At 68.5% G+C, this 13002-nt stretch carries 12 protein-coding genes and 1 pseudogene; 8 read left to right on the top strand and 5 right to left on the bottom strand.

The genetic code is table 11. The annotated features are described in order from the left end of the window. Positions 1–55: 55 nt before the first annotated feature. From ACPXY0_RS16670 to ACPXY0_RS16640, 7 genes are all read left to right on the top strand, one after another. On the top strand, positions 56–349 hold the full coding sequence (locus tag ACPXY0_RS16670) for a DUF4212 domain-containing protein (RefSeq protein WP_423926489.1): 294 nt from the start codon (positions 56–58) through the stop codon (positions 347–349). Beyond that, positions 346–2067 carry a sodium:solute symporter family protein gene (locus tag ACPXY0_RS16665; protein ID WP_423926487.1) on the top strand — a complete coding sequence of 574 codons (1722 nt, stop codon included), beginning with the start codon at positions 346–348 and terminating at the stop codon, positions 2065–2067. Before ACPXY0_RS16670 ends, ACPXY0_RS16665 begins: the two co-directional genes overlap by 4 nt. Continuing rightward, the gene (locus tag ACPXY0_RS16660; protein ID WP_423926485.1) at positions 2051–2563 is read left to right on the top strand and encodes a hypothetical protein; all 513 of its coding nucleotides are present in this window, start codon (positions 2051–2053) and stop codon (positions 2561–2563) included. The genes ACPXY0_RS16665 and ACPXY0_RS16660 overlap by 17 nt, the downstream gene beginning before the upstream one ends. Positions 2564–2634: 71 nt before the next feature. Continuing rightward, entirely contained in the window at positions 2635–3756 is a 1122-nt protein-coding gene (locus tag ACPXY0_RS16655) for an MBL fold metallo-hydrolase (protein ID WP_423926483.1), read from the top strand. Positions 3757–3808: 52 nt separating this feature from the next. Next, positions 3809–4948: an NAD-dependent epimerase/dehydratase family protein gene (locus ACPXY0_RS16650; RefSeq protein ID WP_423926481.1), complete on the top strand. Its 1140-nt coding sequence runs from the start codon at positions 3809–3811 to the stop codon at positions 4946–4948. Positions 4949–5118: 170 nt separating this feature from the next. Beyond that, positions 5119–6363, top strand: a complete 1245-nt coding sequence (soxC, locus tag ACPXY0_RS16645) for a sulfite dehydrogenase (protein ID WP_423930723.1) — start codon at positions 5119–5121, stop codon at positions 6361–6363. Positions 6364–6377: 14 nt separating this feature from the next. Then, the gene (locus ACPXY0_RS16640) at positions 6378–7034 is read left to right on the top strand and encodes a c-type cytochrome (RefSeq protein WP_423926479.1); all 657 of its coding nucleotides are present in this window, start codon (positions 6378–6380) and stop codon (positions 7032–7034) included. 16 nt (positions 7035–7050) lie between these two features. Here ACPXY0_RS16640 and ACPXY0_RS16635 read toward each other — a convergent pair whose 3' ends face one another. The 5 genes and pseudogenes from ACPXY0_RS16635 to pckA all read right to left on the bottom strand — a co-directional run bounded on the left by ACPXY0_RS16635 (position 7051) and on the right by pckA (position 11793). Then, positions 7051–7338 (bottom strand): helix-turn-helix domain-containing protein, encoded by a 288-nt coding sequence (locus ACPXY0_RS16635; protein WP_423926477.1) that lies wholly within the window; start codon positions 7336–7338, stop codon positions 7051–7053. After that, positions 7331–7540 (bottom strand): annotated as a pseudogene (locus tag ACPXY0_RS16630) (type II toxin-antitoxin system RelE/ParE family toxin); the annotation flags it as partial. The pseudogene ACPXY0_RS16630 and the gene ACPXY0_RS16635, both read right to left, overlap by 8 nt. A gap of 50 nt (positions 7541–7590) precedes the next feature. After that, positions 7591–8472, bottom strand: a complete 882-nt coding sequence (locus ACPXY0_RS16625) for a PPK2 family polyphosphate kinase (RefSeq protein WP_423926475.1) — start codon at positions 8470–8472, stop codon at positions 7591–7593. A gap of 38 nt (positions 8473–8510) precedes the next feature. After that, positions 8511–10157 carry a tetratricopeptide repeat protein gene (locus ACPXY0_RS16620; protein ID WP_423926473.1) on the bottom strand — a complete coding sequence of 549 codons (1647 nt, stop codon included), beginning with the start codon at positions 10155–10157 and terminating at the stop codon, positions 8511–8513. Positions 10158–10185: 28 nt separating this feature from the next. Then, entirely contained in the window at positions 10186–11793 is a 1608-nt protein-coding gene (pckA, locus tag ACPXY0_RS16615) for a phosphoenolpyruvate carboxykinase (ATP) (RefSeq protein ID WP_423926471.1), read from the bottom strand. Between the two features lie 165 nt (positions 11794–11958). On the opposite strand from pckA, the gene ACPXY0_RS16610 reads away from it, so the two are divergent. Next, the gene (locus ACPXY0_RS16610) at positions 11959–12978 is read left to right on the top strand and encodes a polysaccharide deacetylase family protein (protein ID WP_423926469.1); all 1020 of its coding nucleotides are present in this window, start codon (positions 11959–11961) and stop codon (positions 12976–12978) included. The last annotated feature ends 24 nt before the right edge of the window (positions 12979–13002 follow it).

Here is a 13002-nt window from a genome sequence, read left to right as displayed (position 1 = left end):
CTTCGGAGCCGGCGACTCGGCCCGAATTGAAGCTGGCGAGCACGGTGGGAGGTACATGAACCAACGCGCAGAAGAAGGCGACCGGCTGGGGTACTGGCGCCGCAACCTCCGCTACGTGGGGGCGCTCCTCGGGATCTGGGCGCTGGTGTCCTACGGCGCCGGGATCGTGTTCGCCGACGCGCTGGACACGATCCGTATCCCGGGCACCGGCTTCCCACTCGGGTTCTGGTTCGCGCAGCAGGGATCGATCTACGTCTTCGTCGTTCTGATTTTCGTCTACGTCTTCCTCATGAACCGACTCGATCGGGAGTTCGATGTCGACGAGCGTGACGAGGAGGGCGCGGCATGACGGTTCTCCAGTGGACGGCGACGCTCGTCGGGCTTTCGTTCGCGCTCTACATCGGGATCGCGATCTGGTCGCGGGCTCGCTCGACGAGCGAGTTCTACGTGGCCGGCAAGGGCGTCCATCCCCTCGCCAACGGGATGGCGACGGCGGCGGACTGGATGTCGGCCGCCTCCTTCATCTCCATGGCCGGCATCATCTCCTTCCTGGGGTACGACGGCTCGGTCTACCTCATGGGGTGGACGGGCGGGTACGTGCTCCTGGCGCTGCTCCTCGCCCCTTATCTGAGGAAGTTCGGCGCGTTCACCGTCCCCGACTTCGTGGGCGAGCGCTACTACTCCCAGACGGCGCGCGTCGTGGCCGTAATCTGCGCGATCTTCGTCTCCTTCACCTACGTCGCGGGGCAGATGCGGGGCGTCGGGATCGTGTTCAGCCGCTTCCTCGAGATCGACATCGGGCTGGGCGTGGTCATCGGGATGGGGATCGTGTTCTTCTACGCGGTGCTGGGCGGGATGAAGGGGATCACCTACACGCAGGTGGCCCAGTATTGCGTGCTCATCTTCGCCTACACGGTGCCGGCGATCTTCCTGTCGATGCTCATCACCGGCATCCCGATCCCCCAGATCGGGTTCGGCGCGGCGGAACAGGAGACCGGGACGTATCTGCTGGACCGACTCAACGGTCTGCACCAGGAGCTTGGCTTTGCCGCCTACACGGACGGCACCAAGTCGATGCTCGACGTGCTGGCGATCACGGTCGCACTCATGGTGGGAACCGCCGGACTGCCGCACGTCATCATCCGCTTCTACACGGTGCCGAGGGTGCGGGACGCGCGGATCAGCGTGGGCTGGGCCCTGGTGTTCATCGCGCTCCTGTACACGGCGGCGCCGGCCGTTGCGGTGTTCGCGAGGACGAACCTGCTGAATACGGTGACGGACGCGCCGTACGCGGAGATGCCGGACTGGTTCACGAAGTGGGAAGCGACGGGACTGATCTCGTTCGAGGACCACAACGGGGATGGGCTGATCCAGTACGTGGGGGCGGACGCGGTGGACGGGGCGGGGCAGCCGGTCCGGAACGAACTGACGATCGACCGCGACATCATGGTGCTCGCGAACCCGGAGATCGCGCGCCTGCCGAACTGGGTGGTGGGCCTCGTGGCCGCGGGCGGGCTGGCGGCGGCGCTGTCGACCGCGGCAGGTCTCCTGCTGGTGCTCTCGGCGGCGGTCAGCCACGACCTGCTCAAACGCAACTGGCGGCCGGACATCAGCGAGAAGGGTGAACTCGTGGCGGCGCGGGTGAGCGCCGGGCTGGCCGTGATCGTGGCGGGGTATCTGGGGATCAACCCGCCGGGCTTCGTGGCGGAGGTCGTGGCGTTCGCGTTCGGGCTGGCCGCCGCGTCGTTCTTCCCGGTCATCATCCTCGGGATCTTCTCGAAACGGCTCAACCGCGAGGGGGCGATCACCGGCATGCTGTCGGGGATCACGCTGACGGCGGCCTACATCGTCTACTTCAAGTTCGTGAACCCGGCCGCGAACGTGGCGGAGAACTGGTGGTTCGGGATCTCCCCCGAGGGCATCGGCGCGCTCGGGATGATGGTGAACTTCGCGGTCGCGAGCATCGTGTCGCGGTTCACGCCGGCGCCTCCCGCGGAAGTCAGAGCACTGGTCGAGCGCATCCGGGTACCGCGCGGGGCCGGAGAGGCGCATGAGATCAGCGGCTGACCTCATGCCGGGACCGAACCACGGCCCGGGCGTTGCGGAACGCCTCTCGCGGCTGCCGGACCGACATCGGACGTTTCTCGAGGGAGCGTTGGCGGCGGCTCCAGGGGTCGACGGCATCGTCGGCCTGGCGGCGGGCCACTATCTCGCGGACAAGATCGAGCGCGGGGAGATCCTCGAGGCGCTGGATGGACTGGGGGTCCTGCGGACCCTCGTGCTGGCGCCGCTGGCGTTCCGGCGAGCGGGCGCACCGGCCACCGGCGTGCGTCGGATCGAGTCGCGGGTTCCCGCCTTCGCGACCGCTCTCGGGCGGACGGTTGGAGGCGTCGACGCCGCGGCGTGCGCGACCGCACTCGCAGCGGCGATTGAACTCTATACTGAACTCCGGGAGGCCGGCGGGCAGGGGAGCGAGGTCGAAATGAGCGAGGTCGAGCGGGATGTCCGGGCGCACGTCGCGGGGCTTCCCGCCAGGCTCGGGCGTCCCGGCCGGGGGTCGTAGGACATCTGTTCCGGGATCGACGCCGCCGACATCTTGCGAGCGTCGGATCATCTCGCGCCCCGGGAGGCTTCATGACCGCCAGACCACAGCGACCTGAGCTTACGCGCACGGCAGCGATCCGCCGTCCGAGCGCGATCCCGGCGGTTCTGCTCGGGGCAGCCTGGCTGTGCGCCGGTTGCGCGCCTGGGGGTGGCGACGGCAGCGGCGCGGAGGGCGGCGACCCGGCGACGACGGAAGCCGTCCACTTCGAGTTCACGGAGGTCGTGCCCGGCGTCTACCACGCGCGCGGCGCCAGCGATCTCGTCGTCGGATCGAACGCCGGCGTGGTCGTGAACGCGGCCGATGTCCTGCTCGTCGACTCCCACATCTCTCCCGCCGCGGCGAACGCCCTCATCGAGGACCTGCGCAGCCTCACCGACAGGCCCGTCCGCTACGCCGCGAACACGCACTGGCACTTCGATCACGCGCACGGGAATCAGGTGTATCCGCCCGAGGTCGAGATCATCAGCCATGAGGCGACACGCGAGGCGATCGCCGCGGGGCGCTCGAACTCCGGCCGGTCCTACGAACTCTTCGTGGGAACGATCCCCGAGCGGATCGAGGAGATGGAGGCGACGCTGGACACGCTGAGCGACGCGGCCGCCCGGGCGGAGCTCGAGGCCCAGCTCGAAGGGCAGCGCACCTACTACGCGCAGCTGCAGGAAGTCGTCCCCACGCCTCCCAACACGACGCTCTCGGAGCGGCTCACGCTCTACCGGGGCGGACGCGAGATCCAGTTCCACTTCTTCGGGCGCGCGCATACGGAGGGGGACGTCATCGTCTACCTGCCGGGCGACCGCGTGATCATCACCGGGGACATGCTCACGGGCGGCCTCCCCTACATGGGCGACGGCTACGTGAACGAGTGGGTGGAGACGCTCGAACGCGTGAAGGCGCTCGATTTCGACTGGATCATCCCGGGGCACGGCGCCCCGTACCAGGAGCGCGAGCGGATCGACCACCTGCAGGCCTATCTGCTGGACCTGTGGGAACAGTCCGTGGCGCTCCACGGCCAGGGCGTGAGCCCCGAGGACGCGGCCGGGCGCATCGATCTCACGGCCCACGCGGCCAACTTCGGCGGGATCAGCGGCCCCGGCGCGAATCCGGTCGCGGTGCTCCGCATCTTCGAGCTGCTGGACGGCACGGCGAACTGAGCCGAACGAGGCACGAACGACCAGGACGAACGACCAGGAACAAGGAGTCACGATGTCCACCGATTCGAACCGGCGCGATTTTCTGAAGGTCACGGCCGCGGCGGGCGCCGCCCTCGGGCTCGGAGTCCCGGTCGGGGCGTGCTCGGGCCCCGCGGGCACGACCCAGGCCTCCGGGAGCGGCGGGAGGCTCCTGATCCTGGGCGGGACCGGGTTCATCGGACCGTACCAGGTGCGATCCGCGCTCGACCAGGGGCTCGAGGTGACGATCTTCAACCGCGGCAGTCGACCCGGCATGTTCGACGGGGTCGAGGAACTGGTCGGAGACCGGAACGGCGACTTCGAGTCGCTTCGCGGCCGCACGTGGGACGTCGTCATCGACAACTCCACCTCCCGCCCCGACTGGGTGACGAGCATCGCGGAGTTTCTGCGCGACTCGGTCGAGTACTTCTACTACGTCTCCTCGCGATCGGCGTACTCGAGCCACTCCACGGTGCCGATGACGTCGGAAGTGCCGTCCTACACCTACGAGACGGCCGGCGTGGACCGGGCGACCGCCGACATCACGCAGCTGCCGTACGGTCTCGCCAAGGCAGAGTCCGAGCGCGAGGTGATGCGGATCTTCCCCGACCGGTACGGGATCTTCCGCCCGGGCCTCATCATCGGACCCGACGATCCCACCGACCGCTTCACGTACTGGCCGGTGCGGATCCATCGCGGCGGCGAGGTGCTGTCTCCCGGCGACGGGACGGACCCGGTCCAGATCATCGATGTGCGCGACCTGGGCGACTTCATGGCGCTCTCCTCCGATCAGGGGCACACGGGCATCTTCAACCTCATCGGTCCCGCGACGCCGCGACCGATGGCGGAACTCCTGTACGGGATCCGCGCCGTCACGACCGCCGAGACGACGTTCACGTGGGTGCCGCGTGAGTTTCTCGCCGAACGCGGGGCGCGGCCGTACGCCGAGATGCCGGTGTGGCGGCCTCCGACCCCGGGGTCGGAGGGGTTCGCGCGCTTCGATCTCTCCAACGAAGTCGCGCACGGGCTGACCTTCCGGTCACTGGCGGACACGACGCAGGCGACGCTGGACTTCCACTTCTCCCGCACCCCCGAGCGGCAGGCGGAGATGCGGCCGGGGCTCCCGGCGGACCGGGAGGCGGAGATCCTGCGGGAGTGGCACGCGTCGCAGTGAACTCCGGGCGCCCTTGCTGCCTGGCCTGAACGGAACGACACTCGTCGGAACCCTCGCGCGGCGCGGTGCCAGAGGTGCCGCCCGAGACCGATGCGAATGGAGGCGATGTGAAGGACCGAAACGGAGAACGCGCGCCCGAGGACGAACTGCTCGACGAGCGCGCGGACGACATCGGGGACGACCTCGAGACACCTGGAGGCTCGGCCCTCACCCGTCGGGCCCTGATCGTGGGGGCCGCGGCCGCCGCGGGTACGGCGATCACCGCCGGGGCCGCCCGCGGGCTGGTCGTTCAGGAGGCGCCCGATCCGACGAAGGTGCCGGGCGCGCGTCCGGTCGTGGTCGGTTCGCGTTCGCCGCACGAGACGCCGCGCAAGCTCCTGTCCGGGTCCATGGGCGGCTCTTCGCGGACGCCGCTGCAGGACCTGCACGGGATCATGACGCCGGCGGACCTCCATTTCGAGCGCCACCACCACGGGATCCCGGAGATTGACCCTGCCCACTACCGCCTCCTCATCCACGGCATGGTCGACCGACCCACTCTCTTCACGCTCGAGGACCTGAAGCGCTTTCCGCAGGTCTCGAAGCTCCTCTTCCTCGAATGCTCGGGGAACGGGGGTGGTGCGTATTCACCGTCTCCCAACCCGGAGAACACGCCGCAGTCGATCGACGGCCTCCTGAGCACGAGCGAGTGGTCCGGCGTCGCGCTCTCGACGCTGTTCGAGGAGGTAGGGGCGCACGCGGATGCGACCTGGTTTCTCGCCGAGGGGTCCGACGCGGCGGTAATGGGCCGCAGCATCCCGATGGAGAAGGCCTGGGACGACGCCATGATCGCGTACGCCCAGAACGGCGAGGCGATCCGGCCCGAGCAGGGTTACCCCGCCAGGGTGTTCCTGCCCGGGTGGGAGGGCAACGCGAGCGTGAAGTGGGTCCGGCGGCTGGAGCTCTCCGACCGGCCCTCCATGTTCCGCGACGAGACCTCCAAGTACACGGATCCGCTGCCGGACGGAACAGCGCGGCAGTTTTCGTTCGTGATGGACGCGAAGTCGGTCATCACCTATCCGACCTACCCGCGGCGTCTGTCGGAGCCCGGCTTCGTCGAGATCTCCGGTTACGCCTGGACCGGCCGGGGTCTGATCGAGCGCGTGGAAGTCAGCACGGACGGGGGCGACTCGTGGCACGACGCCGTGCTGCAGGAGCCCGTGCTGCCCAAGTGTACGACCCGGTTCCGCCATGGCTGGGAGTGGGACGGCGGCCCGGCGCACCTGCTGAGCCGCGCCACCGATGAGACGGGCTACACGCAGCCGGTTCGCCAGCAGGTGCTCGACGCCCGCGGCCCCGGTACACGCTACCATTCCAACGCAATCCGCGGCTGGCGGGTGGCACCCGACGGCTCGATCGGGTTCGCGCCCGTATGAGCCCGGCAACGGCGGTGCGGAGATGGACGACGCTGGCGGCCCTGTTGCCGATTCTGGCGGCCTGCGGTTCGGGCGATGGCGCGAGCGGCGAGGGCGGCCCGGCCGCCGACCCCGGGACGGCGATGGTCGCGGCGACCGGTGGCGCCCAGGTAGCTGCAGGGCGGTCCGGCGCGGCCGAGCCCGTGTACGGCTTCGGTAGCCCCGCGACCGAGTCGCAGATCGCCGCGTGGGACATCGACATCGGCCCCGACGGCGCGGGCCTGCCACCCGGGCAGGGCACGGTGGCGGAAGGGCTGGAAGTCTGGGAGAGGCACAGCTGCGTTCTCTGCCACGGCCCCACCGGGCGGGAGGGGCCGAACGACCTGATCGCGGGACGGATACCGGGCGACGAGTTCCCGTTCGCCAACGACCGCAGCTTGCGGTCCACCGTCGGCAACTACTGGCCCTACGCCACGACGCTGTTCGACTACACCCGTCGCGCCATGCCCTTCGACATGCCGGGCACCATGACGGATGAGGAGGTCTACGCGGTCGTCGGCGCAATGCTCTACTTCAACGATCTGCTGCCGGCGGACGCCGTCGTCGACTCCGCCACGGTCGTCGACACACACATGCCCGCCCGCAACCGCTTCGTCCCCGACAACCGAACCGGCGGCCCCACAATCCGCTGACCGACCCGGGCCCTATCTACACCAGCTCAATCCGAAGCCGCCGCCCAAGCGCCTCGGCGGCGCCCATGAGCGTGGCGAGCTGTATCCGATCGTTGTTGGGATCCAGGATCCGGTCCAGTTGGCTGCGGCTCGTGTTCATCCTCTTCGCCATCTGATTCTTGCTCAGACGCTCGGTAGCCATTGCCTCCCTCAATTGCCAGGCGATGACGCGCTTGACAGCCGCAGCCGTCGTCGCCTCCAGCGTGCCCTGCTCCCTGAGATAGTCCTCGAAGGACGAACCGACGCCTCCTCTTTCATCAACCATGCATGATCTCCCTTGCCCGCTTTCTCGCGATTTCCAGATCGCGCTTCGGGGTCTTCTGCGCCTTCTTCACGAACCCGTGGAGCAACACGATCCGGCTCTCGTGGATCACGAACAGCACGCGTGCGATACGTCCCCCGGTGATTCGTGATCGGACTTCATGAAGACCGCCGCCGAGTGATCGGGTGAGCGGCATGCCAATCGGCCAGCCGAATTCGACCTTATGTGGTACAGCCCGTCAAGCAGCTCTCAAGCTTACAGTTCGGCGGCGAGGTGGTCGCGGTATTCCTGGAGTTCGGCGCGTTCGACTTCGGGTAGCGTGGGGTGCGTGAGGTCGAGGGTGGCGAGTTGGTCGCGCACCAGCCGGGCGACGACGAGCCGCATCCAGGGCTTCGAATCGGCGGGAATCGCATACCACGGCGCCCACGGGCGGGCAGTCGCGTTGATCGCGTCCTCGTAGGCGGCCATGTACTCGCCCCAGTGCCGCCGCTCTTCGATGTCGGCTCGGCTGAACTTCCAGTTCTTGTCGGGACGGTCGATCCGGCGCAGGAACCGGCGCGCCTGCTCCTCCCGCGAGATGTTGAGCCAGAACTTGAGGACCACCGTCCCGTTGCGGGCCAGGTGGGCCTCGTGATCCCGGATCGACTGGTAGCGCTCCTCGCAGCGTTCCATGATGGGCAGGCGGCGGGGAAGCTTCTGCCGCTCGAGGTACTCGGGATGGACCCGCACGATGAGGACTTCCTCGTAGTAGCTGCGGTTGAAGATGCCGATGCGCCCCTTCTCGGGTAGACGGAGCGTCGTGCGCCAGAGGAAGTCGTGCCCCGCCTCCTCGTTCGACGGCGCCTCGAACGCGTTGATCCGGAAGCCTGCAGGGTTCACGCCCGTCATGGCCGCCCGCAGCGTCGAGTCCTTGCCGGCGGCGTCCATCGCCTGGAAGACCAGCAGCACCGCGTAGTGCTGGTGCGCGTGGAGACGTCGCTGGAGCCGCGAGATGTCGCGCACCGCGCGCTTCAGTTCCTTCTTCAGCGCGGCCTCGGAAGGCGCGTCGCCGGGCGGCGTTCTTACCGCCCGGGAGATGTCGAAATCACCGTTGTAAGTGACCCTGAACGGACTCTCGGGCGGCGAGAAGTCAATCATGCGCAATCAGCCCGTGCGGAGGCCTGGCAGCACCCGGATCAGAACCGGGAACTGCGCAGCCACGTGTCGGCGCGGACCCAGTGGCGGTCGAACTCGCGGCGGGCCTCCTGCGCCTGGGCCGTCTTCTTCTGCGCATCCAGCGCCTGCATGAGACCGAACCAGGCCCAGCCCTGATTGGGCAGGTCCTGGAGCGCGTCGCGGTACACCTGCTCCGCGTCGGCGGCCCGGTCGTTCTCGAGCAGGATCGCGCCGAGCGTGTGGCGCACCGGCAGGTGCCAGGCCCGCGGCTCGGAGTAGATCAGTCCGTCTTCCTTGGCCACGCCGGCCTCGAGGGCCTCGATCGCCTCGTCCGCCATATCCCGCGCGTGCAGAATCTCGCCCGCGAGGATGGAACGCGGCAGGGCGACGACATCGGCCAGCGGGCTGAACCGGAACTGGGCCGAGGGATCGGCTTCCGCCAGGACCTCGTCGATCTCGTCCAGATGATCCTGCGCAACGTCGATGTGGCCGAGCCGGAGGTACGCGAGGCCGCGCGAGAAGCTCCACGCGACGAGTTCCATGGGTTCGCGCGAGGCGGGGCCGTCGCCGTCCAGGATCTCGCTCCAGCGCCCGAACGCGGCGTAGGTGAGCGGGATGTACGAGGCCCAGGGACCCCGGTGCCGGGCCAGGTCCTTCGCGGCCTGGATGGCGACCGCGCTCTGCCCGTCCATCACGGCGGCGTTGAGCAGCATGTGCAGGTTGTGTGACGGATAGACGCCGGGAGGGCCACCGTGCTCGGCCTTCTGGTCGGCGTGCCACGCCTGCTGGTTGCCGCGCACGGCGTCGCCCCAGCGGCCGATGTTCATGTAGATGTGCGTCGGCATGTGGTGGATGTGGCTCACCGCGATCTGGCTTCCGAGGTGGTCCGAGCACGCCTCGGCGAGGCCGGGATCCTCGGACGCCTCGACGAGATGGACGTAGAGGTGGCAGGCGCCGGGGTGGCGGATGTTGCGGGCCAGCACGGTCTCGAGAATCGGCAGGATCTTCTTCACATCCTTCGCTTCGAGATCCACATCGCCGCGACGGGGCCGCAGCAGCATCCAGGCCTCGGCCTGGAGCGTGAGAACGTCCAGATCGTCCGGGTAGCGCGCCGCGACCTTGTCCATCTCGCGCGCGTAGAGGGTGTCGAGCATCCTCCTGCGATCCCGGTCGGGATCGGCCTCGAAGCGCACGGAGAAGGCGTCGATGAGCGCCCGCTCGACCTCGCTCGCGCTCGACACGTGCTCCCTCGCCTTCTGCATGGCGGCGTGGGCCGACCGCTCGTTGCCGGGGGACATGCCGCCGTTGAGGTACGGCGCCAGCGACCACGCTTCACCCCAGTAGCAGGAAGCGCACTGCGGATCCTCCACCTGCGAGGCCCGGAACGACTCCTCGGCGATCGAGGTGCCGAAGGCGTACATGAAGAGCAGGCCCTCGTTGAAGTACGCCTGCGCCTTCTCCGACTCCGTGGTGACCGCGCGCGTGTGCGGGCCCAGGTCCCCGTACAGGGGGGTCGGGTTGCCGTTGCCGTTCCCCGCCCGGGCGGCGCCGGCCATGGAGGCCCCCGCCATCCGCGGCGCATCATGCTGCCCGCTCGTACACCCGGCCAGCAACACCGCCAGGATCACTGGCAGGAACACCGCAAACATCCGATCACGTCTCCGCATGACTTCCTCCTGCGTCAGTCAGATACCGCTAGATCACCGGGCCCGCCGTACACACGTCCGGCGGACAGTCGTCTTCGTACCCTTTGAAATTCTCATGGAACAGCCGCGCCAGGTGCGCCGCCTTCTCGTCGTACGCCGCGGGATCCGGCCACGTCGCCCGCGGCCGCAGGATCCCGCCCGGCACCCCGGGCACCTCGGTCACCACGTGGATGCCGAACACCGGGTCCGGCTCGGTCGGCGCATTCGCGAGGGCTCCCTCGTGAATCGCGTCCACCATGCGGCGCGTGTACGGCAGATCGATCCGCGAACCGACGCCGAACGGCCCACCGCTCCACCCCGTGTTCACGAGCCACACGTTCACGCCGTGTTCGCGTATCCGGTCCGCCAGCAGCCCCGCGTACTTCGCCGGGTGCCACACGAGGAACGGCCCGCCGAAGCAGGGCGAGAACGTCGCCACGGGATCGGTGACGCCGACTTCCGTGCCCGCGACCTTCGCCGTGTACCCGCTGATGAAGTGGTACATGGCCTGCTCGGGCGTCAACCGACTCACCGGCGGCAGCACGCCGAACGCGTCGGCCGTGAGGAAGATCACGTCGGTGGGGTGCCCGGCCACGCACGGCACCTTCGCGCTCGGGATGAACTCGATCGGATAGCTGCCGCGCGTGTTCTGGGTGATCGACGCGTCCGACCAGTCCACGCTCCCGTCGTCCCGCAGCGCCACGTTCTCCAACACCGCCCCGTGCCGGAGCGCTCGGTAAATGTCGGGTTCCTTCTCCTCGGAGAGGTCGATCGTCTTTGCGTAGCAGCCGCCCTCGATGTTGAAGATCCCGGAGTCGGTCCAGCAGTGCTCGTCGTCGCCGATGAGCAGCCGGTGGGGATCGGCGGAGAGGGTCGTCTTCCCCGTCCCCGACAGACCGAAGAGGAGCGACGACGCCCCCGTCCCGGGATCGGCCGTGGCCGAGCAGTGCATCGAGAGCACACCCCGCTTCGGCATGAGATAGTGCATGACCGTGAACACGCCCTTCTTCATCTCTCCCGCGTACTCGGTCCCGAGAATGCAGGCCTCGTTATCCGCGAAGGAGAGATCCACGCTGGTCCCGGAGGTGACGCCGTCCACGGACTCATCCGCCGCCTCCTGGCCCGCGTTGTAGACCACGAAGTCGGGCTCGCCGAAGTCCGCCAACTCCTCGGGCGTGGGGCGGATCAGCATGTTGTGCATGAAGAGGGCGTGATACGGGCGGCTGCAGATGATCCGGACGTTGAGCCGGTACTCCGGGTCCCAGCCCGCAAGGCCGTCGATGACGTAGAGGAGGTCCTGCGCGTTCAGGAAGGCCCGCGCGCGGGCCCGGTTCCGCAGGAAGCTCTCGCGCTCGAGGGGGAAGTTGACCGGGCCCCACCACACGTCGCTCTCGGTCGCCGGGTCACGGACGATATGCTTGTCGTTCGGTGAGCGGCCCGTCTTGGCCCCGGAGAAGGCCACGAGCGCCCCGTTGGCCGCCTTCACCGCGCCGGGTTCGCGTCCGCGGAGGGCGTCGGCGTAGATCTCTTCGACGGAGGGGTTCCGCTTGATGCGGGTGACGGCGATGCCGTGTGCGCTGAGGTCGATGGTTCCGATATTCGCTCTCGTAGTCGCCATATCTCAGAGTCGCCATATTCGGGGGAGGGCCGGCCCGGCGACGGACCATGGATTGGGACGGGTCCCGTGCGCCGGATCGAATCGGCGCCGACCGTCCGATTCACAAACAGTCGGTTAGAATAGGGGTTCAGACTTGAGATGACCACTGGAACGAGGGACACCGTGATGACCGACCGGATGCAGTCTGCCTCGACCTTCTCGACGTTTTCTCTTCCTGCGATCCCGCGCGGGTTCGTCGTCGCGCTCTGCGGGTTGGCGGCGGTCTGGGGGGCTTCGCCCGGACGGACCGCCGCGCAGGAGGCGGACGACCCGCCGTGGCGCTGGTCCGAGGCGCGCGTGTTCGAGGCCGTGAACCGGGTGCGCGCCGGCCGCGACCTCAACCCGGATTCATGGCCGGACGGCGGCCGCGTCGCCGTGCTGCTCTCCTTCGACGTGGACAACGAGACGGTCTGGCTGCGGAACGGCGACACCAACGTGGGGGGGCTCTCGCAGGGAGAGTACGGCTCGCGCGTCGCCCTCGGCCGCGTCGTGGACCTGCTCGACGAGCATGAGATCCCGGCGTCCTTCTTCGGGCCCGCGCTCAGCTTCAGCCTCGCGCCGCACCAGATCGACCTCATCCAGGCGTCGGGCCGACACGAGATCGGGATCCACGGCTGGATCCACGAACGCAACGCGACGCTCCCGCGGGAGGAGGAGGAGCGTCTCCTGCGCATGGCGGTTGAACGGATGACGGAACTCGTGGGCGAACGCCCGGTCGGTTACCGCGCGCCGTCGTGGAACTTCAGCGACGCGACGCTCGACCTCCTGCTCGAGATGGACTTTCTCTACGACTCGTCGCTGATGGCCGACGACCGTCCGTACGAGATCAACGCGAACGGCCAGCCCACGGGGCTCATCGAACTCCCCGTGGACTGGATTCTCGACGACGCGCCGCTCTTCAACCCTCTCGGCGACCGCTACGCCAGCCCGCGCGAGGTGCTGCAGGTCTACAAGGACGAGTTCGACGTCGCGTACGAGGAGGGGACGATGTTCCTCCTGACCATGCACCCGCACTACATCGGGCACCGCTCGCGGATCGTGATCCTGCGCGAACTCATCGAGTACATGCGTTCGAAGCCGGGCGTGTGGTTCGGTACGCACCGCGATGCCGCCGAGTGGGTGCGCGCCCAGGCGTCGATGCCGTAGCCGACGGTCCGTCGCACCCAGCCC

Source organism: Candidatus Palauibacter sp. (assembly GCF_965237495.1).
Classification (GTDB): domain Bacteria; phylum Gemmatimonadota; class Gemmatimonadetes; order Palauibacterales; family Palauibacteraceae; genus Palauibacter.
The sequence above is the reverse complement of the archived record's forward strand: the minus strand, read 5'-3'. Positions and strand labels throughout refer to the sequence as shown.

What these genes read in the sequence shown, in the direction of transcription:
- ACPXY0_RS16670 (WP_423926489.1), top strand. Translation starts at nt 56, where the DNA reads ATGAACCAACGCGCAGAAGAAGGCGACCGGCTGGGGTACTGGCGCCGC.
- ACPXY0_RS16665 (WP_423926487.1), top strand. Translation starts at nt 346, where the DNA reads ATGACGGTTCTCCAGTGGACGGCGACGCTCGTCGGGCTTTCGTTCGCG.
- ACPXY0_RS16660 (WP_423926485.1), top strand. Translation starts at nt 2,051, where the DNA reads ATGAGATCAGCGGCTGACCTCATGCCGGGACCGAACCACGGCCCGGGC.
- ACPXY0_RS16655 (WP_423926483.1), top strand. Translation starts at nt 2,635, where the DNA reads ATGACCGCCAGACCACAGCGACCTGAGCTTACGCGCACGGCAGCGATC.
- ACPXY0_RS16650 (WP_423926481.1), top strand. Translation starts at nt 3,809, where the DNA reads ATGTCCACCGATTCGAACCGGCGCGATTTTCTGAAGGTCACGGCCGCG.
- ACPXY0_RS16635 (WP_423926477.1), bottom strand. Translation starts at nt 7,338, where the DNA reads ATGGTTGATGAAAGAGGAGGCGTCGGTTCGTCCTTCGAGGACTATCTC.
- ACPXY0_RS16625 (WP_423926475.1), bottom strand. Translation starts at nt 8,472, where the DNA reads ATGATTGACTTCTCGCCGCCCGAGAGTCCGTTCAGGGTCACTTACAAC.
- ACPXY0_RS16620 (WP_423926473.1), bottom strand. Translation starts at nt 10,157, where the DNA reads ATGCGGAGACGTGATCGGATGTTTGCGGTGTTCCTGCCAGTGATCCTG.
- pckA (WP_423926471.1), bottom strand. Translation starts at nt 11,793, where the DNA reads ATGGCGACTACGAGAGCGAATATCGGAACCATCGACCTCAGCGCACAC.
- ACPXY0_RS16610 (WP_423926469.1), top strand. Translation starts at nt 11,959, where the DNA reads ATGACCGACCGGATGCAGTCTGCCTCGACCTTCTCGACGTTTTCTCTT.